The sequence below is a fragment of the Roseibium marinum genome (assembly GCF_002906165.1).
GTDB classification, from domain to species: Bacteria; Pseudomonadota; Alphaproteobacteria; order Rhizobiales; family Stappiaceae; genus Roseibium; species Roseibium marinum.
This window is the reverse complement of the sequence record NZ_PPCN01000010.1, coordinates 244,405-269,886: the sequence shown is the minus strand read 5'-3', so window position 1 is coordinate 269,886 and position 25,482 is coordinate 244,405. Positions and strand designations below refer to the sequence as shown.

16 protein-coding genes are annotated in these 25,482 nt (G+C 59.5%); 9 read left to right on the top strand and 7 right to left on the bottom strand.

The genetic code is table 11. The features are described from left to right. Nucleotides 1-310: 310 nt before the first annotated feature. On the top strand, nt 311-916 hold the full coding sequence (locus CLV41_RS20865) for a DUF6653 family protein (RefSeq protein WP_103224353.1): 606 nt from the start codon (nt 311-313) through the stop codon (nt 914-916). A 20-nt stretch (nt 917-936) separates the two neighbouring features. Here CLV41_RS20865 and speB read toward each other — a convergent pair whose 3' ends face one another. Further along, entirely contained in the window at nt 937-1,899 is a 963-nt protein-coding gene (gene speB, locus CLV41_RS20860) for an agmatinase (RefSeq protein ID WP_103224352.1), read from the bottom strand. 217 nt (nt 1,900-2,116) lie between these two features. On the opposite strand from speB, the gene CLV41_RS20855 reads away from it, so the two are divergent. Both CLV41_RS20855 and guaD read left to right on the top strand, forming a co-directional pair. Then, on the top strand, nt 2,117-3,052 hold the full coding sequence (locus CLV41_RS20855; RefSeq protein WP_103224351.1) for a cation diffusion facilitator family transporter: 936 nt from the start codon (nt 2,117-2,119) through the stop codon (nt 3,050-3,052). 185 nt (nt 3,053-3,237) lie between these two features. Next, complete coding sequence (gene guaD / locus CLV41_RS20850; RefSeq protein WP_235867205.1) at nt 3,238-4,557, top strand: guanine deaminase; 1,320 nt, start codon at nt 3,238-3,240, stop codon at nt 4,555-4,557. Here guaD and CLV41_RS20845 read toward each other — a convergent pair. Further along, nucleotides 4,554-5,807: an MFS transporter gene (locus CLV41_RS20845; protein WP_103224350.1), complete on the bottom strand. Its 1,254-nt coding sequence runs from the start codon at nt 5,805-5,807 to the stop codon at nt 4,554-4,556. The two genes, guaD and CLV41_RS20845, sit on opposite strands and share 4 nt — an antisense overlap. A gap of 68 nt (nt 5,808-5,875) precedes the next feature. On the opposite strand from CLV41_RS20845, the gene CLV41_RS20840 reads away from it, so the two are divergent. Then, nucleotides 5,876-6,316, top strand: a complete 441-nt coding sequence (locus tag CLV41_RS20840) for a helix-turn-helix domain-containing protein (protein WP_103224349.1) — start codon at nt 5,876-5,878, stop codon at nt 6,314-6,316. 371 nt (nt 6,317-6,687) lie between these two features. Here CLV41_RS20840 and rpsI read toward each other — a convergent pair whose 3' ends face one another. Continuing rightward, the gene (rpsI, locus tag CLV41_RS20835) at nt 6,688-7,164 is read right to left on the bottom strand and encodes a 30S ribosomal protein S9 (protein WP_103224348.1); all 477 of its coding nucleotides are present in this window, start codon (nt 7,162-7,164) and stop codon (nt 6,688-6,690) included. A 2-nt stretch (nt 7,165-7,166) separates the two neighbouring features. Next, nucleotides 7,167-7,634 (bottom strand): 50S ribosomal protein L13, encoded by a 468-nt coding sequence (rplM, locus tag CLV41_RS20830; RefSeq protein WP_068417336.1) that lies wholly within the window; start codon nt 7,632-7,634, stop codon nt 7,167-7,169. Nucleotides 7,635-7,953: 319 nt separating this feature from the next. Here rplM and CLV41_RS20825 point away from each other — a divergent pair, with 319 nt between their 5' ends. Beyond that, nucleotides 7,954-9,162 (top strand): GGDEF domain-containing protein, encoded by a 1,209-nt coding sequence (locus tag CLV41_RS20825; RefSeq protein ID WP_103224347.1) that lies wholly within the window; start codon nt 7,954-7,956, stop codon nt 9,160-9,162. A 69-nt stretch (nt 9,163-9,231) separates the two neighbouring features. Here the strand turns inward: CLV41_RS20825 and CLV41_RS20820 are convergent, their stop codons facing one another. Next, complete coding sequence (locus CLV41_RS20820) at nt 9,232-9,657, bottom strand: PaaI family thioesterase (RefSeq protein WP_170107269.1); 426 nt, start codon at nt 9,655-9,657, stop codon at nt 9,232-9,234. A 271-nt stretch (nt 9,658-9,928) separates the two neighbouring features. On the opposite strand from CLV41_RS20820, the gene CLV41_RS20815 reads away from it, so the two are divergent. Together CLV41_RS20815 and CLV41_RS20810 are read left to right on the top strand one after the other, a co-directional pair. Beyond that, nucleotides 9,929-10,891 (top strand): hypothetical protein, encoded by a 963-nt coding sequence (locus CLV41_RS20815; RefSeq protein WP_103224346.1) that lies wholly within the window; start codon nt 9,929-9,931, stop codon nt 10,889-10,891. Between the two features lie 126 nt (nt 10,892-11,017). Next, nucleotides 11,018-11,521 carry a hypothetical protein gene (locus CLV41_RS20810; protein WP_208987638.1) on the top strand — a complete coding sequence of 168 codons (504 nt, stop codon included), beginning with the start codon at nt 11,018-11,020 and terminating at the stop codon, nt 11,519-11,521. A 25-nt stretch (nt 11,522-11,546) separates the two neighbouring features. On the opposite strand, the gene bmt is transcribed toward CLV41_RS20810, so the two are convergent. Continuing rightward, a complete protein-coding gene (bmt, locus tag CLV41_RS20805; protein WP_103224345.1) occupies nt 11,547-12,572 on the bottom strand; it encodes a betaine--homocysteine S-methyltransferase in 1,026 nt (341 codons plus the stop codon). A 93-nt stretch (nt 12,573-12,665) separates the two neighbouring features. Next, on the bottom strand, nt 12,666-15,227 hold the full coding sequence (locus CLV41_RS20800) for a GcvT family protein (protein WP_103224344.1): 2,562 nt from the start codon (nt 15,225-15,227) through the stop codon (nt 12,666-12,668). Nucleotides 15,228-15,585: 358 nt separating this feature from the next. Between CLV41_RS20800 and CLV41_RS20795 the strand changes: the two genes are divergently transcribed. Then, complete coding sequence (locus tag CLV41_RS20795) at nt 15,586-17,124, top strand: trimethylamine methyltransferase family protein (protein ID WP_103224343.1); 1,539 nt, start codon at nt 15,586-15,588, stop codon at nt 17,122-17,124. A 739-nt stretch (nt 17,125-17,863) separates the two neighbouring features. Further along, entirely contained in the window at nt 17,864-25,477 is a 7,614-nt protein-coding gene (locus CLV41_RS20785; RefSeq protein WP_208987637.1) for a type I polyketide synthase, read from the top strand. Nucleotides 25,478-25,482 lie beyond the last annotated feature (5 nt).

The window sequence follows — 25,482 nt, the reverse complement described above, 5'->3', positions numbered from 1 at the left end:
GCCATGGTCTACTTCAACCAGATCGAAACCGACCAGCAGGGGCAGAGAGTAGCTTAATTTGCACCTGAAGTTGTCCAAGTGATGGGGAGTAGCTCAGATTAACCGGCAGCCTGCAAAAATTCCTTTTATCATCATGATATTATTTATATTCAACACCACGTGATACGGCTTGAAGAACTTTCTCCCCAAAAGCTTTTATGGTGGCTATTCACTGTTTGGAAGTTGCAAAGCCTACGAAGTTATTTGCAAAATCCACCGACACCCGGGTAATATCGCTGACTGTCCGAAATCCCGAGACCAAACCCCGTATATGCAACCGTCACAGCTTCAAATTTCACGCAAAACCGGTCCCGGGCAGCTCAATGCCTTCGGTACCAACACCCGCCTGCTGCTCCTGTGCGGCGGGGCAGGGAAATCGCCGCGTTTTGTGTCGCCTTATGTGAAGCTCGCCGCACCGGCCCTGCTTACGGGAGCGCTGTGGTCCCATCTGTGGCTCGGCCATACCGGCGCTGTGCTGCTGGCAATCGTCAGCGCGCTTGTCCTGCTGCTGATCCCTAAACTTTCCATTGTTTCACCGCACCGGAACGGCTGGTCGAGACTTGTCGGATTTGGCGAGAGAATCTGGCTGAACAGACTGCTTGTTCCCGTTCCGCAAGGGCTGAACCGCCGTCTTACGACATTGTATCTGGTGTTCTGGACAGGAACTCTTGTTGCAGTCCTGGGAGGTCTGACAGCCTCGCCGCTCCTGTCAACAACCGGCCTTTTCGTTGCCTATTGTGCCCAGATCACCACGTTTCAGAAACTGGTCCAGCTCTACCGGGTCATGAAAGACAGGGACCCGCTCTACCGTTCCTGGACCCTGACCGCGGAAAACGACAATCACCGCGACGCCCCCGAGCGCCAGAAAAGCGTTTAGGTCACAGCCGGGCTCAAGGTTCAATCCGCTTTCGAGCGCTTTTCCGCGAGCAGACCGATATAGGTCAGCGCAACGCTGGCTCCCGCGATCGACGTGATGTCGGCGTGGTCATATGCGGGCGACACCTCGACAACATCGCCGCCGACGAAATCAATCGGCCCCAGCCCCCGCAGGATGGAAAGCGCTTCGCGGGAAGACAGCCCACCGGCGACCGGCGTACCGGTGCCCGGAGCGAAGGCAGGGTCCAGGCAGTCGATATCGAAGGTCATATAGGCCGGCCCCTGCCCCACCCGGCTGACGATCCGCTCGATGGTTCCCGCGATACCCAGGTCGTCCATCTCGTGGCCGTAGATCAGGTCCAGACCGCAGGTTTCAGGCGCGTGCGTGCGGATGCCGATCTGGATGGACCTGTTCGGGTCAATGAGGCCTTCACGCGCAGCCCGTCCGGTGAACGTACCGTGATCGATCCGGTCGCCCTCATCGGGCCAGGTATCCTGATGGGCATCGAATTGCACGAGAGCAAGCGGGCCATGTTTGGCGACATGGGCCTTGAGCAGCGGATAGGTGACGAAATGGTCGCCGCCGATGGAAAACAGATGCGTGTCCGTTGAGAGAATTCCGGCAGCCTGTGTCTCGATGTGGCCCGGAATATCCGCATTGCGGCCGTAATCGAAAGCACAGTCGCCATAATCCACGCAGGCGAGCTGTTCGAACGGGTCCATGTGGAACGGGTATTGCGGGTCGCCGTCAAAAATCGCCGAGGCACGCCGCACGCCCTGCGGCCCGAACCTTGCTCCCGGCCGGTTGGAGACCGATGCATCGAAGGGAATGCCCCAGACCGCCAGATCCACCCCGTCGAGATCGCGGCTGTAGCGGCGGCGCATGAAGGACAAGGCGCCGCCGTAGGTCGGTTCGTGCGAACCGCCTTTCACGGATGTTCCCAGAAAGGCATTATCGGTCGGACGCGGCAAATCTGCTGACATTTCTATTTTCCCGAAAGCTGCGCGATGCGAACCACATCGCAGACCGGTTTTAACAGCCCTCCCAATTCAGTCCAATCACCACTGAAGGATATTTTGCGGTGGATCAGTGCCGCCGATGCAGGCTGCTTCAAGGCCGCGCACCTTGAAATGCCCCCTGAACTGTTCAAACTTCGGTTTCCCGATCTGAATTCAAGCCTATGACAGAAAGATCAACCTGATGACCGAGCCCCACAAAGGCGAGACCGGCGACGGGCACGAACACGCTGGCCACGATCACTCCGGGCACGATCACGCTCCGACGGTGAACGACAGCAATGCACGCGCGGTGGCCTGGGCGGGGCTATTGATCGCGAGCTTCATGTTTGCCGAACTGATCGGCGGCTGGCTGGCTGGATCGCTCGCCCTGATGGCCGACGCTGTTCACATGGTCACGGACGCCGCGTCCCTGGGGCTGGCCTGGTGGGCGTTTCAGCAGGCCAAGAAGCCCGCCGACGCGCGCTTGACGTATGGCCGCGACAGGCTGCCTGTCCTGATCGCCTACTCCAACGCCATTTTCCTGCTTGTTGTGACCGCCTGGATCTGCATCGAAGCTGCTGAACGGTTCGCCAAACCGGAGAAGGTTCTGGCCGGTCCGATGTTTGTCATCGCCGTGATCGGGCTTGCCGTGAACATCGGTGCATTCTTCATTCTGCAACGCGGAGGCGACGGCTCGCTCAACATCCGTTCCGCGATCCTGCATGTCCTCGGGGATCTTTTGGGATCGGTTGCGGCGATTATCGCGGCGGTGACCATTTATTTCACCAACTGGTACCCGATCGATCCCATCCTCTCGGTGTTTGTCGCGCTGCTCATTCTGCGGTCCGCGGTTGCCATCCTGCGACAGTCGTCGCACATCCTTCTGGAAGGCGCTCCGCCGGACATCGACCGTGAGGCCCTGAAGGCCGATCTGCTTGCCGCGATACCGGGTCTCGCGGATGTCTACCACATCCACCTGTGGTCGCTCGCAGAGGGCAAGGTGAACGCGACCATGCATGCCGTGGCCTCGTCGGAGGAATATGCTGAAACCGTTCCCGGGGAAATGCGCGCCCGGCTCAACGACGAACACGGCATCGCGCATGTCACCATAGAGGTTTCCACGGCCTCCGAGACATAACCCTCACACGATGCGCGCAGTTGCATGGGCTGCGGGAGATTTCCCTGCAACTCGACACGCCGCATATGCAGATCAGCTTTTCCAAACCTGCAAAGATGATCCATTGTTCGTTCCTTCCGAGGGACTTAAAACAGGGAACCGCCTCATCGGCGCTTTTCGAGCCTCAGGACCAGGGATTTCGTTTCTTGCCAGATCAGACCGCAGACCAGAACACAAAAATCCTGCGCGGCAGACTGCTGAGCTTTTCCGCCGTTGCGCGGGGGCCGGAGGATACAAGTGCCTACTCCTACGAGGAAGACGGCGCTTTGCTGGTCAGGGACGGCAAAATCGTGGCCAAGGGTGTCTTTTCGGAGATCAGGGACGCCGCGCCGGAGACTGCCGAAATCACCGACCACCGGCCGCATCTGATCCTGCCGGGCTTTATCGACACGCATATTCACTTTCCGCAGGCGGAGATCATCGCCTCCTGGGCGGACCAACTGCTGGACTGGCTGAACGACTATACGTTTCCGACCGAACTGAAGTTCGAGAACAAGGCCCATGGCAAGCGGATCGCCGGAGAATTCTACGATGCCCTGATAGCCCATGGCACCACCACCGCCGTTGCCTATTGCTCCAGCCATCCCAATTCCGTGGATGCCTATTTCGAGGAGGCCGAGACGCGCGGCATGCTGATGCTGGGCGGCAAGACCATGATGGACCGCAATGCGCCCGAGGCGCTTTGCGATACCGCCCAGAGTTCCTACGATGACAGCAAGGCGCTGCTGGCGAAGTGGCATGGCCGCGGCCGGGCGCATTATGTCATCACTCCGCGCTTTGCCATCACCTCGACACCAGAGCAGCTGGAGGCCGCCGGGACGCTGCTTAAGGAACAGCCGGACTGTCACCTGCAGACCCATATCAACGAGAACCATAACGAAATCGCCTTCACCCGGGAGCTCTATCCGGACGCGGGCCATTATCTCGGCGTCTACGAAAGCTTCGGTCTGCTCGGGCCCAGGACGCTCCTCGGCCATTGCATCCACATGACGGGTCACGAGATGCAGGTCATGCGCGAGACCGGTTCGGTGGCGGTTTTCTGTCCGACCTCGAACCTGTTCCTGGGCAGCGGGCTCTTTGACAAGGCCGGAATGGAAAGCGCGGGCATCCCGACGGCAATCGCGACGGATGTCGGTGGCGGCACCAGTTATTCCATGCTGCGCACGCTGGACGAAGGCTACAAGATCCTTCAGCTCCAGCGTCAGCGCATGCATCCGTTGACGAGTTTCTACTGGGTGACCCTCGGCAATGCGAACGCCCTTTCCATGTCCGACAGGATCGGGACGCTGGAACCTGGCACCGATGCCGACCTCGTGGTTCTCGATGCCAAGGCGACCCCGCCAATGGCCTTGCGGATGGAAACGGTGGAAACGCTCTCCGAGGAGCTCTTCATCCTGCAGACGCTCGGCGATGACCGGGCCGTAGCCGAAACCTATGTGGCCGGGGAAAGACAGAAGACCGGTTAAAGGTCGGCCGGCAGAGCCTGACGGGTGTCGTTATTTCGATCTGTTCGTCCCCGATGGCGAAACAATGCGAACACTACCGAAGCCACTGCAAGCATGCATAGCGCGGCCGCCGCTCCCAGGTAGACCGCTGCAAATCCGAAACCCTGAATAACGGGCGTCAGCGCAAGCGGCGATATCACCTGTCCCAGGAACATCGCAGTCGTGACGACACCCGCTACGCTGCCCCTGCGCGCGGGCGGTGCCACCTGCAGAGCCAGCATGAGGAAGCCCGGCTGGACCAGGGCATAACCTGCGCCGACCAGCGCCGCCCCGGCCAGAATGAGAGCCCACAGCGCAGCGCCTGACAGTGCCGCGAAACCACAGCCCATCAGAAGGAAGCCCAACCCGAAGGTGACGGCCAGTCCGAGCCGCTCGCTGATCCGCCTGAAAGTGAATGCCACAACGCCGCCGGTCAGCGTGAGCGCTCCGAGCCCTATGGCTGTGGCCGAGGCGGCATCGAAGCCGTTCCGGTCGAGATAAAACGGCAACTGGCTGGGCATCAGAAAAAACAGCATGACGGTGACCATGGTCAGCAACCCGGTCAATGCGGCCGGTAGGAACCAGCGTCCGACCGCCGTTCCCCCCGGCAATTCCGAAGGACGGCCGGCAGATGCCGCGGGCCGTTTTTCGTTGCGCAGGATCAGCACCAGAAACGGCAGGAGGACGACCGGCAAAGCATAGACAAAAAACGGTAGTCTTGGAGAAAGACCGGCGAGATAGCCCGCGAACCCGATATAAAGGAAGCCGCTGAAATTGATGGCCGCGGTCTGCCAACCCATAAAGGCGCTGCGCTGCGCTCCGGTGAACATGTCCCCCACCAGAGCCACCTGCGCGGTCATGACCATCGCAACAGCCACACCAAGCAGCAGCCGGCTGGCCAGTATGGAAAACAGATCCGGCAGATAGGCCCCGGCGCTGCCCGACACTACGAAAAGCAGGACGCCGGCAAGCAACAGCCGGGCCCGACCGATACGGTCAGCCACCATACCGGCAAACGGCGCGACCAGCACGACGGAAAGCGATGGCGCAGAGACCAGAAAGCGCGTCAGATAGGCCGCTCCCGGATCGTCGGAAAAGCTCGCCTCGAGCGCCGGCAAGGCCGGACTGATTGTTGCATTCGCCATGATTTTCAGCGTTGCCGTCATCAGCAGCCCGATTGCGGCCGCGTCCAGCCAGAGCGGTCGCTCAGTCAATGAATTCGCACGAGACATTTTATTATCCTTGCCTTTCAGGGAACCGGAAGGCAGCGTAACAATTCAAGTCGACTTGAGGTCAATAGATGAAATTACTGGATATTTCAGAAGTGTCGAAACAGACCGGCGTGGCCGCCTCGGCAATCCGCCACTATGAGGAAAAAGGGCTGATAACGTCCCTCGGCCGCAGGGGATTGAAGCGGCTGTTCAATGCCGAGGTTCTGGACCAGCTGGCGCTGATCACGCTTGGCAAGACAGCCGGATTTGCCCTCGATGACATCGGGAAGATGTTCGGCCCGGATGGCCGCCCCGCCCTTTCCAGGTCAAGCCTACATCTGAAGGCCGATGATCTCGACCGGCAGATAGACCGGCTCTCCGCGTTGCGTGACATGATCCGGCATGTCGCGGATTGCCCGGCGCCGACCCATATGGAGTGCCCGAAGTTTCAGCAGCTGATCCGCATCAGCAACCGCCGGAAACGCGGCCGGGAGGAAAAGAAACGTGTACCGGAGCGGAACAATCCCTAGGGTCTGTGGACAATTAGGTTTGGGTCGCGGCGCGAGCCGGATTTCGGTGTCCGAACAGGAGGAAAGTCCGCAGTGGTGCCCCCCCACCACAAGGACTTTCCGACGCAGTCGGGACCGAAATCCGCCGCGTCTCGAAGAGATTTGGCGCAAAACGCCCATTTCGGCGTCCCAATGTCTTGAAAGGGAACACCCTTCCTGCGACCTTGCTTCTTGAACTGGGCGTTTTGCATCCAAACCTCGACCAAATCCTTATTGTCCACAGACCCTAGGTGCGCCCGTAAGCGGCGGCAAAGGCATTCGAAAGCCACGAAAAAACCCGCCGGATCGCTCCGGCGGGTCTTTTGATTTGCAGAAACCAGTTCGTCCGGCGATTAACGCTTGGAGAACTGGAAGCTCTTGCGGGCTTTGGCGCGACCGAACTTCTTACGTTCGACAACACGGGAGTCACGGGTCAGGAAGCCGTTCTTCTTCAGAACGCCACGCAGCTCCGGCTCGTAGTAGGTCAGCGCCTTGGACACACCGTGACGCACGGCGCCGGCCTGGCCGGAAAGACCACCACCGGTGACGGTCGCGATCACGTCGTACTGACCGGTGCGGTTGGCCACCATGACCGGCTGTTGAAGGATCATCTGAAGAACCGGACGAGCGAAATACTCGGTAAAGTCCTTCTTGTTGACGACGATCTTGCCGGTGCCCGGCCTGATCCAGACGCGGGCGATGGCGTCCTTACGTTTACCGGTCGCATAGGCCCGGCCCAGACTGTCCAGCTTCTGGACATGGACCGGAGCTTCGGGGGCTGCGGTTTCGACCGCGCCGCCCAGTTCTTCCAGGGATTGCAGCTCAGCCATTGTTAAGCCCTCTTGCCGTCATTTTTTACGTTGAGGCTCTTCACATCGACCATTTCGGGTGTCTGAGCTTCATGCGGATGGTTCGGTCCAGCGTAAACCTTGAGGTTTTTCAGCTGTTTGTTGGACAGCGGACCGCCCGGCATCATACGCTGAACGGCTTTTTCCAGAACACGTTCGGGAAAACGGCCTTCCAGGATGGCGCGCGCGGTGCGCTCCTTGATGCCGCCCGGGTGACCGGTGTGCCAATAGTACTTCTTGTTGTCGTACTTGCGGCCGGTGAACACCACCTTGTCGGCATTGATGACGATGACGTGGTCACCGGTGTCAATGTGGGGCGTGTAGGTCGGCAGATGCTTGCCGCGCAGATGGTTGGCGATGAAAGCGGCGAGACGCCCGACAACCATGCCTTCTGCGTCAATCAAGATCCACTTTTTTTCGACCTCAGCCGTCTTGGCAGAGAAGGTCTTCATGAGTTTGATCCGTATTGGTCAGTTTAAAGAAAAGGTCCGCGCGGCCTGAGCCAGCGAACGGACCCTGAATTCGTTCGGTTGCGCTTATACGCCGGGGCCATTTCAGCGTCAAGAACGTTCTTTGCCTGATCGCCAATAATTTCTCAATAAAATCATAGCTTTATAAAAACGGTATTATATTACCTCATTTACTTCGGCTGTTTCATTCCCGGCCCGGCTTGCGAAACCGCGGGAAGTTTGAATTGCCCATCCGTATTTTACTCAAGCTTAAAGGGATGTGTGTATCTATTCGAGCAGAAAAGATCCGAAAGTCCGGTAAATGCAGCTGTCAGTCTTGAAAAATCGCCTGAGTAAACCCTCGGTGATCGCGGTCCTTCTGGGAGCGATCCTGTTTATTGCGCTGGCCGGTGCACTGCATACGCTTCTGGATTGGCAGGTCAGGTCGTCGATCCTCAAACATGCCGAAACCAAGACCGCTGCCTGGTCCACTCAGTTCTTCGGCAACATTCCGAACGCACAGAAGGTGTTCGCCGAGGGCACCCTTACCCAGGAGGAGATCAGGCGCCTGGAAAAGTCCTTCAGCATGGTCGACATACTTCACTTCGAATTTTTCGATGAAGCCGGTCACCGCGTTCTCGCGTCGAACACGGGCGATCCCGTGCCGGATGATGACAGCCAGAACATGGCATTGAAGGTCTACCGGTCTGGGGAGCCCGTTTTTGCAATCCATCATAATGAAGGCGGCGAACAGCACGGTGGTGCGGATACGGTCGTTGAAGCCTTTTTTCCCGCCACATTGCCAACCGGCGAGCGCATCGGTTCTGTCGAGGTCTATGTGGACGTCAGTGAACTGGAGGACGCGCTTGAGGATTCGTTCGAGGAAATCAGCTGGATCCTGATCTTTGCCACCACCTTCATTCTGGCGCTCCCAGCGGCCGCTTACGTGATCAGAACGCAGCAGCTGCGCAACCGCGACATGCGACTGCTGGAACTGACGAAATACGATCAGCTGACGGGTATTTTGAACCGCAATTCCATCTCCGAAACGCTCGAGCAACTTCTGGACGTGTCGGCAACGCCGCAAAATGTCGGCATCCTGTTCGTGGACGTCGATTTTTTCAAGCAGGTCAACGACCGGTTCGGACATGCCTGCGGCGACCGCCTTCTCAAGCATATCGCCGACATTTTGCAGCAAAGCGTCAGGGGTTCCAATGACGTCGTCGGCCGGTTCGGCGGAGACGAATTCATCGTGCTTTGCCGCGATATCGACAATGCGGATTTCCAGCATCTTTACGGCCGCCTGATGGAAAGGGTAAAGATGCCTTTCCGGTATCAGGATCAAAACTATACGCCGAGCCTGAGCGTCGGCGCCTATCTGGCCCGGGCAGGAGACACGCAAAAAACCGCCCTGCACCGTGCCGACCTTGCCGTCTATGCCGCGAAACGTGCAGGGCGCAGTCAGGTCGTTGAATATTCAAGTGACCTGGAAGGGCTTTTCAAACAGGAAGAACGCCGCCAGACGGCTTGAGTTTCCCGGGGATCCGCGCGAGCGGACAACGCGAATGTCCCTGGCCGTCCCGGAACCGTGCCCCGCTTTTCACCGCGGCGGCACCGAATAGGTGGCCGTGGCGTGCGCCACCAGGTCTTCCTTCCCCTCCCCCGCAAGGCTGCACTCGACAACCGCGAGCCGCTTGCCGAGCTTCAGGAGCCGGCAAGTGCAGAGCAGGTCTCCCGGTCCCGGCTTGCGCAGGAAATTGATGTTCAAACTGGTGGTGACCGCCAGCGCGACCGGTCCTATATGGGCAAGGATCACCACATAGGCGGCAAGGTCGGCCAGCGCCATCATGGACGGCCCGGAAATGGTTCCGCCGGGCCGCAGATGCAGTTCATTGGCGGTAAGACGCAGCACCGCCTGCCCCGTGGAGACGCTGTCGATGGCATAGACCCTGCCCCCGGCATGGATTTGCGGAAACTCCCGGTCCAGCATCTCCATGATTTCCCGCGCGCTCATGACCGGCTGCATTGTTTACTCCCTATCGCTTTCATCTTGCGCCGGTAATCCGACTTGCTTTTACGTAAACGTCAAACAATAGAAGACGCAAGGGCGATTAATGCCGGATATATTCCCCTCGAGCGTCGATTGACCTTGCCGATGCTGTGAAGCAGAGAATTCGAACCGACGATGCCCGATGTCACAAGTTCGCCGTGATTTCGAGATTACGTTGGTTTTATCCGCACTTTTGTCAATTATTTCTTCCCGCGCCCTTGCTCTCATCTTGAAGGAACCGCACCCGATGCGAGCCGTTCAGTGCATTGCCACCCTGCTGCTGACCGTCGCACCGGGATACTTTCAATCATCCGCGGCGGCGGCTGAAATCCGGCACTTTCTCTACACAAGCGCCGGCGACTTCGATCACGTAAAATCCCGGTTGGAAAATCGGGAACTCGCAGGTGTTCAGGTCCTCTTCAACTGGAAGATGCTCGAGCCGGAAAAAGACCGGTATGACTTCTCCGGAGTTGAGAAGGCGCTCGCCGAGGCAGAAAGTCATGACAAGAAATTCTTTCTCCAGGTTCAGGACCGGTTTTTCCTGGAGAGCGCCAGGTATGTTCCGGCTTACATTCTTGAAGGTTCGGAATTCGGTGGCGGTCTTGCGCGGCAGGTCGACGATTCAGAGGCAGCCAGCCCAAAGCCCGAGGGTTGGGTAACCATGCAATGGGTTCCGGCCGTACGGATCCGGTTTCAGGCCCTTCTGACGGCGTTGGCCGAGCAATTCGACGGCCGGATCGAAGGAATAAACCTGCCCGAGAGCTCAATGGATATCGACCGGAACAAGAATGTCTCCGGCTTTACCTGCGAGGCCTACTTTGAGGCGACGCTTGAGAATCTGACCCACGCGCGCAAGGTGTTCCGGAAATCCCTCGTCGTGCAGTACGTCAATTTCTGGCCATGCGAATGGAACAACAGCGAAGGCTATATGGAGCGCGCCTTTGAAGCGGCCATGGAGATCGACGCCGGACTCGGCGGGCCGGACATCGTCCCCTTTCGCAAGGGGCAGATGAAGAATTCCTATCCGTTTTTTCATGACTACCGGGACAAGTTGCCCGTGATCGCGATGGCCATCCAGGAACCGACCCTGAAATACAGGAACCCTGAAACCGGCAAGCCCTTCAGCCGGCAAGAGTTCATTGATTTTGCGCGCGACTACCTCGGTGTCGACATCATTTTCTGGAGCGCGGCAGCTCCCTGGCTGAACTGATTACCTGAAGCCGGATTGCAGGTGATATTGCGCCTCATTGCGCGTCAACCGCATTTGCTCAATAGGTAGTGTGAAAAGAAATCCGTGGCTGGCTCCGGCTCGTCGCCGTTCCAAAGGCAGGTTACAATGACACGTAGATCTTATTTCCCGCGCATCTTTACCTGTTTCGCATTTCTGGCGTTGGCGGCACCCCTGCTGCCGGGGCATGTTCATGCTGACGACTGGACCTATCTGGATGACCGGTCCACGCCGCAGAAACTGGTCGAAAGTTTCTATTTCGCCATCAGCAACAAATACTATGCCCAGGCGTACGGCTATTTTCAGAGCGGTTCGGCCCCCGATGACTTCGATCACTGGATGAAAGGCTACGCCGATACGACCAGCGTAACCGTCAAATTCGGATCAACGGCACCCGATCCCGGTGCGGGTCAGATATACTGGGCTTTGCCGGTCGCGCTCTCGGCGATGCAGACCGACGGCACGGCGAAGGTTTTCACCGGCTGCTACAAGATCCACATGGCCAATCCCGGCATGCAGGTCGATCCGCCCTACCAGCCCATGGGCATCGTATCCGCGACCTTGAAAGAAACAGGCGTCGCTTACGACAAGGCAACGCCTGGAGGCTGCTGAATTCAGCAGTCAGTTTCAGCGCGTCTCAGCCTCTCCGGCGACCGCGCCGGCGGGCCGATCCGTTTGCACTTTCGGCCCGCGCAGCGTCGGCTTCCCTGTTTGGAGGCGACACCAGCGGGCCGATTTCGGAAATGATGTCCGCCAATTCCGGCCGGCTTCCCGCCTGATGGCTATCGAGCGCCTGGCGCATAGCCGCCAGATGGACCGGCGAGGTTCCACAGCAGCCCCCGATGATCCGCGCGCCGGCGTCCAAAGCCATATGCGCGTATCTGGCCATGAGATCTGGCGTGCCGGTATAGACGACCTCGTCGCCGCGGATCTGGGGAATGCCGCAATTGGCCTTGGCGACCACGATTGCCTCAGGATAGGCCTCGGTAATGTCCATGATCGCGGCCAGAAGGTCGGAAGCGCCTACCCCGCAATTGGAACCGATCGCGACAGGCGTACAGGCAAACTGTGTCTGAAGGTCTCCCAGACCCTTCGGTGCCAGGCCCATCATCGTCTTGCCCGCTGTGTCGAAACTCGCCGTGATCACCAGCGGCAGATCGAAGCCCTTCGCGGCTTCCGCGGCAGCCTTCATCTCCTCGACAGCCGACATGGTTTCGACCCACAGAATATCCGCTCCGCCTTCCACCAAGGCTTCGATCTGGTCCCTGAACGCGGCGACGCCCTCTTCATAGCTGAGTGCGCCGAGCGGCTGGAAGAGCTCGCCGGTCGGACCGATGGAACCGCCGACCAGCACCTCCCGGTCTGCGGTATCGACTGCCTCGCGGGCCAGCTTTACAGCGGCGATATTCAGTTCCTTCACCCGGCCTTGAGCGTTGTGCAGCTTCAGCCGGTGACGGTTGCAGCCGAATGTGTTGGTCAGGATGATATCGGAGCCGGCATCGACGAAGGACTGATGGAGAGCCCTGATCTTGTCCGGCTCATCCGTGTTCCAGAGCTCCGGTGCGTCGCCGGACACAAGGCCCATATCGAACAGGTTTGTTCCGGTTGCACCGTCGGCAAGGAGAGCGCCATTTCGGGCCAGAAGGTCTTCCAGCTTGGACATGAAGTTTGGTCTTTCACTTTTTCATTGGCCGCTCGCTTGGAACGTTTGTTATCAGAGCCCGCTGCGGGTCAAGGGTCCGCGCGGGCCCACGGCTCAGCTTCTCGGCTTCAGGTTTTCCGGGTCGTAAAGCGGCTTGTAGCCAACCGCGACCACTTCAACCGGATAGGATTCGCAGAAATATTCCACATTGAGCTTGCGGCCGACCTGGCAATAGTCCTGTGGCAGGTAGGCAAGTGCGATGTTCTTTCCGACGGTCGGGCCGTAGGCGACCGAGGTCGTGTAGGATAGCCGCCCGAGGCTGTCGACCAGCGTCTTGCCGGTCTCCGGATCCATTACCGGCATGGCGCCGACCGGATAGCGCTTCACATCATCCGCGTCCGTGTTTTCCGTCATGACCAGGGTGCAGAGCATGGCGGGCTGATGTTCGCGCGCCCTGTACTCCACGTGTCTGGCTTTACCGCGGAAGTCGGCTTCCTTCACCTTCGGCCGGGCGAGATCGGCCTCATAGAGGTTGTACTGGGTCAGCAGGTCGGCATTTTGCAGGCGGAGGCTCTTTTCCATGCGGCGCGAGTTGGCATAGGTCTCGACACCGACGGCCATGACACCGATTGCACGCAGCGCGTCCCAAACGGCCAGACCGTCCTCGTACTTCATGTGCAGTTCCCAGCCCTGCTCGCCGACATAGGAGAGACGCAGCGCGGAGACCGGCTTGCCGGCAATCTCGATCTGCCGGATGGCCGCGAACGGGAAAGTCTCCGGATCGAGGCCGGCTGGATCGGCGACGACTTTCTTCAGGTTGTCACGGGCGTTGGGGCCCCAGATGCCGATGGTCGTGAATTGCTCGCTGACATCGCTCACGGTGACATCGAAACCCCTGTCCTCGGCGACGCGCTTCACATAGCGATAGTCGCGTGGACCGGCATCGGCGCCATCGACGATGCGGCAGCGATCGGCCATGCGGAAGACCGTCAGATCCGCCCTGACATTGCCGTCGTCATCGAGGAAGTGGGTGTAGATACCCTTGCCGATATTGGCTTCGCCGCCGATCCTGGCGGCACACAACCATTCCAGCAGCGCGACATGGTCCGGGCCTTCCACATCGAACATGTAGAAGTGCGACAGGTTGATGAGGCCGCAATCCTCGCTCAGCGCCAGGTGTTCGGCATTGGAGACGCGCCAGAAATGGCGGTTGTCCCACTCTTTTTCGCGAACGGGGACCCTGTCTCCATATTTTTCAAGCAGGTGCTCGTTGGCGGCGTATCCGTGGGCGCGCTCCCAGCCGCCAAGCTCCATGAAATGACCGCCGAGTTCCACCTCACGCTCATAAAAGGGAGAGCGCTTGACGTTGCGGCCGCTTGCATAGGGTTCGCGCGGGTGGATCGCCGGGAAATAGATCTTCTGGGCGGCCTCATAGCAGCGGCCCGCAATGAAGTCCTCGGTGAGCTGATGCGGATAGAAACGCGAATAGTCGATGGAAGCGTGATCGATTCCGGTGCGGCCATCGGTGATCCAGTCGGCAATCAGCTTGCCGTAGCCGGGACCGTCCTTGACCCAGATGGCGATGCAATACCAAAGGCCGCGCACCTTCTGGCTTTCTCCGCAGGAAGGGCCTCCTCCGGCTGAAACCTGCAAAAGGCCGTTGAAGGAATGGCCCTCGTTGTAACCGATCTCGCCGAGGACCGGGGTCAGTTCCATGGCGCGCTCAAGCGGCTCCATCACCTGTTCCATCTCCAGATCGCGCTGTGACGGCGACAGGCGCGCCTGATCCTTTTCCAGGAGATCGCGCGGGTGGCACATGCGCGGCCGGTCCGGTTCGTAAAAGCCCCATTCGATCTGGCCGCCTTCCGCGGTCCTGGGATCGCCGGTATCGCGCATGTAGGCGGAATTGCCCTGGTCGCGCAGCAGCGGGAAGCCGATTTCCTTACCGGTGCCTTCGAACTCGTTATAGGGACCGAAAAATGTGAGCGGGTGATCGACGGGCATCACCGGCAGATCTTCGCCGACCATGTTCGCTATCAGACGGCCCCAGAGACCGGCGCAGACGATGACGTGGTCGGCCATGATCGTGCCGCGATGGGTAACGACGCCCTTGATGCGGCCGCCTTCCACGAGCAGCGACTGGGCGGGGGTGTTGGCGAAGGCTTTCAGCTTGCCGGTTTTTTCAGCCTCGTCGACCAGTTTGCCCGCCACGGTCTGCGAGCGTGGAATGACCAGACCGGCGTCGGGGTCCCACATGCCGCCCTGAACCATATCTTCCTCGATCAGCGGGAATTTTTCCTTGATCTCGGCGGAAGTGACCAGGCGCACGTTCGTGCCAAAGGCCTTGCCCGAGGTCACCTTGCGCCTGATTTCCTCCATCCAGGCATCATCGCCTGTGCGCGCGACTTCCAGGCCGCCGACACGGGCGTAGTGGCCCATCCTGGCGAAGAAATCGATGGAATACTGCGTGGTCCAGACGGAGAGATAGTCGTGGCTTGTCGTGTAGCAGAAGTCGGATGCGTGCGCCGTCGAGCCGATGTCAGTGGGAATACCGGATTTGTCGATGCCAACGATATCGTCCCAGCCGCGTTCGATGAGGTGATGGGCCACCGAAGCACCGACAATGCCGCCCAGACCGACGATGACGACTTTAGCCTTGCCAGGAAATTCTGACATTTTTCATTCCTTTTCAATGGACTGGCAGTGAAGCGCCAACGACACGCTGCCGCAGCCCGCATATTTTCGCGACGGATACCCCCGATCCGGACGCCGCTTCCCCATGGACCGGCGCCGGAGGTCATTCTTCCGACGGGCAGTATCGCGGCAGATTCCCCTGCAAAATAGCTTAATTGCGTCATGGTGGCAGTGTCACCACGACACGCTGAACCGAAATACCGCCACCTTGACAATAACAAGGAAATACTCCGGGACCTCGATGCCGGAATTAGAGTAGGTTAAGACGCATCTGGACCCGGATCGCCGCATGAGCTGGTGAAGACTGCGATAGACGAAATTTCATCTTGGGAGCCTTAGAATGTCAGACGCCGCCATATCAGGCCGCCGAGGAAGAAATGCCCGCCGCGAGCGGCGGCAAGCAGGCCCGGGCGGCCAAGCCGTTCCCTACATTTCCAGAAAAATTCCGGTCTATGATGTACTCGGCGATGAGGGTGCGGAACTGATCGAGGCCAATGCCGACCGCATTCTCGCGGAAATCGGCCTGGAATTCCGCGAAGACCCCGAGGTTCTGAACCTGTGGAAGATTGCCGGGGCTGAAGTTGACGGCGAACGCGTGCGATTTCCCAAAGGCATGCTGCGCGAGATTCTCAAGACTGCGCCGGCGCAGTTCACGCAGCATGCCCGCAACCCGGCCCGCAACGTCGAGATCGGCGGCAACAATCTCGTCTTTGCCCCGGTCTACGGTCCGCCGTTCGTTACCGATCTCGACCAGGGCCGCCGCTACGGCACGATCGAGGATTTCCGGAATTTCGTGAAACTCGCCTATATGTCGCCGTGGCTCCACCATTCAGGCGGAACGGTCTGTGAACCGGTGGACCTGCCGGTGAACAAACGCCATTTCGATATGGTCTATTCCCATATCAAATATTCCGACAAGCCGTTCATGGGATCGGTGACGGCACCGGAACGGGCGGAAGATTCCGTCAGGATGGCCCAGATCACCTTCGGCGAGGACTTCGTCGACCAGAACTGCGTCATGATACAGCTGATCAACGCCAATTCACCGCTTGTGTTCGACGCCACCATGCTCGGCGCACTGAAAGTCTATGCCCGCCACAACCAGGCCTGCATCGTCTCGCCGTTCATTCTGGCGGGCGCCATGAGCCCCGTGACGGTATCGGGCACCCTGTCCCAGGTCCTTGCCGAAGCCCTGGCGGGCTGTGCGCTGACACAGCTTGTCCGTCCAGGCGCTCCGGTCGTGTTCGGCGCGTTCGTCAGCTCCATCTCCATGCAGTCCGGTGCACCGACCTTCGGCAGCCCGGAAGGGTCGCTTCTGCTCACCGGGGCCGCCAAGCTCGCCAGACGGCTCAACCTGCCGTTCAGGTCCGGCGGCTCCTTCACCGCGTCCAAGCTTCCAGATGCCCAGTCGGCGCAGGAATCGACACAGACGATCCTGGCAACAGTGCAGTCGGGTGTGAATTTCGCGCTTCATGCGGCTGGCTGGCTGGAAGGCGGACTGTGCTCGTCCTACGAGAAATTCATCATGGATGCGGATCAGCTGGGCATGATGCACGTTCTGGCAAAGGGGATAGATCTGTCGGAGGAAAGCCTTGCCATGGACGCCCTGCAGGAAGTCGGACCGGGAGGACACTTCCTAGGCGCCGCGCATACCCAGCGGAACTTCGAAAGCGCTTTCTACCGCTCCGCCATCGCCGACAACAATTCCTACGAACAGTGGCATGCCGATGGCGAACTGGATGCATCCCGGCGTGCGAATGCCCGTTGGAAAGAACAGCTTGCAGCCTATAGCGGTCCGGAACTCGATACCGGCACAGATGAGGCGCTGCAGGCTTTCATGACCGAGCGCAAGGCCTCGTTCCCGGACAGCAACGTCTAGGGTCTGTGGACAATAAGGATTTGGTCGAGGTTTGGATGCAAAACGCCCAGTTCAAGAAGCAAGGTCGCAGGAAGGGTGTTCCCTTTCAAGACATTGGGACGCCGAAATGGGCGTTTTGCGCCAAATCTCTTCGAGACGCGGCGGATTTCGGTCCCGACTGCGTCGGAAAGTCCTTGTGGTGGGCGGCACCACTGCGGACTTTCCTCCTGTTCGGACACCGAAATCCGGCTCGCGCCGCGACCCAAATCCTTATTGTCCACAGACCCAAGGTCACGGCCCCATAATTGAGCTAACGTTCGGGCTCACATCAAGGCTGCAAAGTTCACCGATCTCAGAGCGTCCCGTGTTCATCCGAACGCGGGATGCTTTCTATTCTGAATCGCCTTGCGCCTCTACGCTCCGGAATGCTGTATGGAAAGGACATTTCCTGACCGCACCCCTCAAATTTACCGCGATTGCCGTATAAATTAGGCAAGACTTTCGGAAAGCATGTTCTTTTTACGCTAAATGCCTTCCACAAAAATTCCGCTTAGGCTAATGGTTCCCGGATAAGGAAGGCTCCGGCCGGTGGAATCGGGCCGGGGCATGGGATAAGCTTGCTCGCGGCATTATGCAGGATGGACCATCCGCAAGCGATTCTGACGTTGAGGGAGCGTTGAGAAATGAGTATTCGTTGACTATAATTTTGTTTAAAACTCAATAGGTTGATCGATCTTAACCAATAAAAACAGGTTGTTCTGTGGCGGCGCTTACCTCAAACATCGACATTTTAGGTTTTTCCAGTCGGCTTCCCGGAGCCAAAGATTCTGACGAATTCTGGTCGCTTCTGAAAAACGGTGAATGCGCCGTCACATCGGTTTCGCCTGATCGCTGGCCGCTGGCGCGATTCGGCCATCCGCTTCAATCCACCTCCGGCAAGACCTACACCTGGGCAGCCGGCCAAATGGATGGCGTCTGGGGATTCGATCCGGCCTTTTTCGGTATTTCGCCACGCGAAGCCGTACAGATGGACCCGCAGCAGCGTCTGTTGCTGCAACTCGTCTGGGAAGCTCTGGAACACGCCAATATCCGGCCGAGCGATCTTGCCGGCACTTCAACCGGGGTCTATGTCGGCGCATCTTCGCTGGATTACCATCACCGCTTTCTGGTCGATCCGGCCATGGCGGACATGCAGTTCATGACCGGCAATACCCTGTCGATCGTCTCCAACAGAATTTCCTATATTTATGACCTGAGAGGCCCGAGCTTCACGGTCGATACCGCCTGTTCTTCCTCGATCGTCGCGCTTCATGAAGCCGTATCTGCGATAGAGAGCGGCCAGATCGACACCGCGATCGTGTGCGGCGTCAGCCTGCTTCTCAGTCCGTTCGCCTTTGTCGGTTTTTCCCGAGCCACCATGCTTTCCCCGACCGGGCTTTGCCAGGCATTCGACGCCAATGGTGACGGCTATGTGCGGTCCGAAGGCGGCGCGGTGGTCATTCTGCGCGCTGCGCGTGCCGGGATGCCCGAAGGTTCCAAAAGTCATGGCAAATTGCTGGCCACAGGCATCAACGCAGACGGACGCACCGTCGGCCTCTCTCTCCCCTCGCCCTATGCCCAGGCAGATTTACTGCGCGAGATCTACGAAGGGCTCGGTATCGATCCGTCCAGACTGGCCTTCGTCGAAGCGCATGGCACCGGTACACGCGTCGGCGATCCGGCCGAGGCCGATGCGCTTGGCAAGGTGATCGGACAAAAACGAAGCGACGCACTGCCGATCGGGTCCGTCAAAACCAATGTTGGCCATCTGGAGCCGGTTTCCGGGCTTGTTGGCTTCCTGAAGGCCCTGATGGCTCTCAAGGAAGATCTGTTTCCCAAGTCACTTCATTTCAACACGCCCAACCCGGATATTCCGTTCGAAGAGCTCAATCTCAAGGTCGCAGGAGAAGCAATTGCTCTTGAGCCCTCGAAGGAACGCAGGTTTGCCGGTGTCAACTCCTTCGGCTTCGGCGGCACCAACGCACATGCCGTCATCGGCGATCCGGACCCGGTTCCAGAAAGCGAAACGAAGGCGCCGGAAGATGCGCCGCTCATTCTCAGCGCCCGCTCCAGGGAAGCCCTGCAGGAACTTGCCGGACGCTACCTGAAGCGGTTCGACGCAGCCGGCGAGGAAGCCGCGGGCAATCTGATCGCCTCGAGCGCCCACAGCCGCGACCTGTTGTCCGAACGCCTGGTCGTTCTGGGCAAGTCCAGGCAGGAAAAACTCGACGCGCTGCGTTCTTTCTCCGAAAACGGCGAAGAACTGCCCGGCCTTATTTCGGGAAGCGTTATCAAGGCGAATGCGAAAGTCGGTTTCGTCTTTTCCGGAAACGGCTCGCAATGGGCCGGGATGGGCCAGGAAGCCTACCAGGCGGATACGGCTTTCCGGGATGCATTCGACAAGGTCGACAGGATCTTCATGGGTCTGAGCGGCTGGTCACTGGTGACCACGTTGTTTGCCGAGGACCTGGAAAGCGATCTGGAACGGTCGGAAATCGCCCAGCCGCTGCTATTTGCGATTCAGATCGGTATCGTGGAATCGCTCCGCAAACGCGGCATCACGGCATCGGGCACAGCCGGGCATTCCGTCGGCGAGGTCGCGGCGGCATGGTGCGCCGGTGCACTTGATCTGGAACAGGCCGTGCGTGTCATCCGGGCCCGTTCAAGCGAGCAGGAAGTCGTCCGGGATCTCGGTTCCATGGGCGCTCTGCTGCTGTCGGCCGATCAGGCGGTTGCCGCCATCAAGGAAAGCGGCCTGCCCCGTCTTGAACTGGCAGCCGACAACAGCCCCCGCAGCGTGACGATTTCCGGCGACAGCGACAGTCTGGACGCATTTGCCAAGTTCGCCCGCAAGAAAAAATGGGCGATGCGCCGTCTCAACCTCGCCTATCCATTCCACAGTGCGCTCGTGGACCCGATTAAAGAACCGCTTCTGGCCGCTCTGGAAGGGCTCAAACCGGATGAAGCCGTGCTGCCGTTCTATTCGACCGTGGCGCCCGAGGAAAAAAACGTCAGCGTTTCCAGTGAATACTGGTGGAAGAATGTGCGCCAACCGGTTCTTTTCGCCGCTGCGATAGAAAACATGACCGCCGACGATTTCAGCGTCCTGGTGGAAATCGGTCCCAAGCCCGTCCTTGGCACCTATATCAATGACGTTCTGAGAGCCAAGGGCAAGAAAGCCAAGTTCCTCGAAACGCTCAAGGAACCGTCCAAAAAGTCGGCCCCGGCCACGGGCAACCCGCTCGACCGGATCGCCGCTTCCATTCTGGCCCATGGCGGCAAGACGGATCTTGAAAAATACGTCGGGCCGAAACCCGCCCGACGGGCCGCCCTGCCCTCCTATCCCTGGCAGAACACGGAATACCGCCCGGAAAGCAGCCCGGAACAGGTCGATTTCATGTTCGGCCAGACGTGGCCGCTGCTGGGATACCGGCTGCGCAAGGACACTGCCGAGTGGTTCAACCATATCGACAGCGGCTCCTTGCCGTTCCTTCATGACCACAAGGTCGAAGAAAGCGTTGTATTTCCAGCGGCAGGCTACATCGAAATGTGCCTCAGGGCGGCCTTGCGCTGGACGAGGAGCGATCAGATCGAACTGCGCGATTTCGACATCGTGCGACCGCTGGTTATAGACGGCGACGAGGTCTGGGAAACGCAGGTCCGGATTTCAGCAGACGACAATGTGATCGAAATCCTGTCCCGGCCGCGGCTGTCGGATAATGACTGGTCGCTGAATGCCCGTGGAACCTTCATTACCCCTTCGACCACTTCAAGAACGCCGTGGCTGAAGACAGGCACGGACACGGTTTCTGTTCTGGATCATGAAACCCTTTACAAGGTCACAGAGAGTTTCGGCCTGAACTACGGCCCGGCCTTCCGGCGGGCCCATCGGGTGATCAAACATTCCGATACGACCGCGACCGTCGAGTTGATGGGCCAGGACGAAAGTGTGGAAAAGCTGTCCTTCGCGCTGTGCCCGACACTGGTCGATGCCGGATTTCACGGGCTCTTCGCCCTTCTCGATGGTGTAAAGGGCGTACCGCAAAATACCTCCTTCCTGCCGATCCGGCTGGGAACTCTGCGCCTTCTTGCGCCTGAAACGCATCCGGCTTCGGTGCGCATAGAAGTCACCAAGGCCTCTCCACGGTCGATCGAGGCGAGTTTCGAATTTCTGGATGCGGAAGGACAGACGGTCGTGCGCCTGAACAAGGCCCGTTTCAAGGCGGTTACGCTCGGCCAGGACACACGGCCGGATGATCTCGTTTACCGGCAGATCGCGACTGTGCTTCCCGATCCGAACCGCGTCTCCCCGTTGCTGAAAACCTTCGAGGGACTCGCCAGCCTTGCGAAAAGACTGGATCTTGCCGGTTCAGAAGAGCAGGAACCGGAGGACAGCCGCGTTTTGATCGAGGCGCTCGGCCGGGCGATCTCTCATCACACGCTGTTCGGAAAATTCAGTGACAGGCAAATCCGTGTTCGCGATCTTGTGGCGGCGGGCGAACTGCACGAAACGGCCGCGCCGCTTGCTTCGAGCATGTTGATCTGGTTGTCGGAAAGCGGCCTTTGCGAGGAAACGGATGAGGGTTTCCGACTCGAGGATCCTGCAGGACATCCTGCGGCGCATGATCTGCTCCAGGCCCTCACCGATGGCGGCGGAGAACATATCGCGGAAGCAGCTCTTCTCGCGCGGCTGTGGACGGGTCTGAGCGACATATTCCTGTCAGGCCTGGAAGACACGGCCTCCAAGGTCTATGCCTCCAGCCTGTTCGACGCCTACCGTTCCTCCTCTCCGGGCAAGCGGGCATTGTCCGCAGCGCTGCAAAGCAGCGCCCGATCGATTTTCGCGAACTGGTCGAAGGATCAGGCTTTGCGGGTGCTTCTCGTGGGTGCCGGAGGCGGCCTCGCCGCAAACCTCGACAAGGACCTCGATCCAACCCACATGGCCATGACGGTCACAGACGCGACATCCGCCGCCGTTGGCCGCGGGGAGCGGCTTTGGCAAGGGAGTTCCGCAACGACCTTTCTTGAGCCCACGGAAGCGGAATTCGATGCCATTAGCTATTTCGACCTGGTGCTGTTCGATACCTCGCTTGCCGATATCGATCCTGAAACACTGAAGCGTTTCGTCAGGTCGCTCACACCTGGCGGCGTGGTGCTTGCGGCCGAACCGCTGCCGCAACCACTTTCGGACCTGATCATGGGTGTCGGGTCGAGCTGGTGGGATGAACAAGCAACCGCCGCCGAACCGATCTCCAGGCAGCAGAGCGACTGGACGAAAACCCTCGAAGCCGCCGGACTCGGGGAAGTCGAAATCGTCCCCTTGAAGAGTACACTGATCGAGGCGGACCTGATCAGTGCGCGCATTCCGGAAGATGCGGACCTTCCCCGTACCGAGGAAGACGAAGAAGCCGCGGAAGCAGCTCCGGAAGCGAAGGCTTTTCTGCTACTGACCGATGCGGAGGGCCCCGCGCACCGTCTGGCAGAAGGCCTGAAGTCCTGCATGGAACGGCACGGACACGCGGCGACGCTTCTTGTCCCCGGCGAAGTGACCGAACAGCTCGGCGATGGCATCTGGAGCGCCGCGCTGGAGCTGGATCGACCACCAGAAGCACCGGACGAGACGCTTGGGCAACTTCTGGCGGCTCATGACGGGCGTCTGGTTCACATGCGCGGCGCTTATGCCAAACCGGGCGACGCGCTGAATTCCGTTGATAGCCGCGCCTACAGCATGATGATCCTGTTGAAAGCTCTCGGAGCTGAAAAGGGTGAATTCACCCTGCTCGCTCCGGCCGGAGCCCAGGACATTGCCGGCGGCAAGGCGCCCGCCCCCGATCAGGCGGGCATCTGGGCTTTCGGCCGGGTGGTGATGAATGAATATCCGGATGCGAACCTCAAGCTGATCGATGTCTCTCCGGATCTGGAGCCGGGCATTGCCGCGGCCCGTGTCGCCGAGGAGATCCTGATCGCGAATTGCGAACGGGAAATTGTTCTCGACAGCGAGACGCGGTCCGGCCTGCGCCTCCTCAAGGGCGGTGTCCTGTCGGATGCCGCCCTCCCGGAAGGTGCGCGTCCCGCAATGAGGCTCGATATTTCGCGTCAGGGATCGCTTGACCAACTGACGTGGAAGGCGGTCGAGCGCAATACGCTTGCCGGCCGGGATATCGAAATCGCGGTTGAAGCCAGCGGCCTCAACTTCCGTGATGTCATGTGGGCGCTCGGCCTGTTGCCGGAAGAGGCTTTGGAAGACGGCTTTGCCGGTCCGACCCTTGGCATGGAGTGCTGCGGTCATGTGATCGCCTGCGGTCCTGATGTCACCCGGTTCAAAGCCGGCGACAAGGTCATCACCTTCGCACCGGCCTGTTTCGCCTCCCATGTCACGGTCGACGAAAGCGGATGCGCCCCGATGCCCTCGACGGTGTCGGCGGAGGAAGCGGCCACCATTCCGGTGACCTTCCTGACCGCCTTTTATGCGCTCGTGCATCTGGCGAACCTGTCCGAAGGGGAAACCGTGCTGATCCATGGTGGCGCCGGTGGCGTTGGCCTGGCGGCCCTGCAGATCGCAAAATGGCGCGGTGCGAAGATCATCGCCACAGCCGGGTCCGAAGACAAGCGCAACACTTTGAAGCTCCTCGGGGCGGATGTTGTGCTGGATTCCCGCAGCCTCGCCTTCGTCGATGCCGTTCTTGAAGAAACCCGCGGCGATGGCGTCGATGTGGTTCTGAACTCGCTCTTCGGCGAAGCGATGGAGCGCAGCATTGAGGTGCTGAAGCCGTTCGGCCGTTTCCTGGAGCTGGGCAAACGGGACTATTACGGCAATACCCGGATCGGCCTGCGTCCCTTCCGCCAGAACCTCACATATTTCGGTATCGACGCCGATCAGTTGCTGACCCGCCAGCCGAAACTGGCCGTCGACCTTTTCGTCAAGCTTGTCGAACTGTTCGAGGACGGCACCCTGCGGCCCCTGCCGCATCGTGTGTTCGAAGCGGCCGACGTTGTCGATGCGTTCCGCCTGATGCAGCAGGCCGGGCATATCGGCAAGATCGTCATTCGTCCGCCCGAGGTGCCTGCTTCGATACCCACGGCAACCGACATCGCGTTCGACGGCAACGCGGTCTATGTGATTGCCGGTGGTTTCGGCGGATTCGGGGCAGCTCTGCTGAACCGGCTTGCCGACCACGGAGCTCGAAACCTTGCGGTGCTGAGCCGCAGAGGCGATGCCAGTGACGAAGCTCAGTCCGTCATCAGCCAGTTGACGGATCGAGGCGTGACCATCAAGGGCCATGCCTGCGATATCACCGACGAAAAGGCGGTTAAAACCACGCTTGCCGAAATTCGCGCGCACGGCAAACCCATCAAGGGTGTGTTCCACACGGCCATGGTTCTGAACGACGTCCTGATTGCCAACATGGATCACGATGGCCTGACCCGGGTGCTTGCTCCAAAGATCCGCGGCGCGGAGCTGCTCGACCGCCTGACGGCGGACGATCCCCTGGACCATTTCGTTCTCTATTCCTCGGCAACCACTCTCGTGGGCAATCCGGGCCAGGCCAACTATGTGGCCGCGAACGGCTATCTGGAAGGGCTGGCCAGGAAACGCCGCGCCGAAGACCGGCCGGCGCTTGCCGTTGCCTGGGGCGCCATTTCCGATGCCGGTTATCTCGCCCGCAACGAAGACGTCAGCGAACTGCTGTCCCGCAAGCTTGGCCGGCACGCGCTGACGGCCAAGGAAGCCCTGGATGGCCTCATGGCGCTGATGGCGCAGCCGGAGCAGTCGAAAGACGTCAGCCTCGCAGCGCTCGGCTACGCCCGTGTCGACTGGCAGGCAGCGCGCAAGGATCTGGCTCTGGTGGGAACGCCATTTGTCAGCCTGCTTGGTCTTGGCGATGAAGACGACACCGGTTCCGATGGCGTTATAGATCTGGCCGTCATGCTGCTGGGCATGGATCAGGTCACCGCCGCTCAAACGGTTGCAAAGCTTCTGGCCGCGGAGATCGGCAAGATCCTTCGGATCGCGCCGGAGGAAATCGATCCGCATAAACCGCTTTCGGATATCGGTATGGATTCGCTGATGGCTTTGGAACTGCGCATGAGCGCGGAACGCCAGCTCGGTATCGACATTCCGCTGATGTCACTAGCCAATGGCGCAACGCTGATTGACTTGTCCAGCCGCGTGGCCAATCGTGTTCTTGGAGAAAAAAATGCGTCCGGCATGTCGGACGAGAGTCAACAGCTCGCCAGCCTGCACACGGATGACGAACGTTCCGAGACAGAAGACCTTTCCGACGTCGCGGCTGAAGTCGAGAGCAAGAGCCGTGAACTCGGTTCCTTCCTCTGACTGCC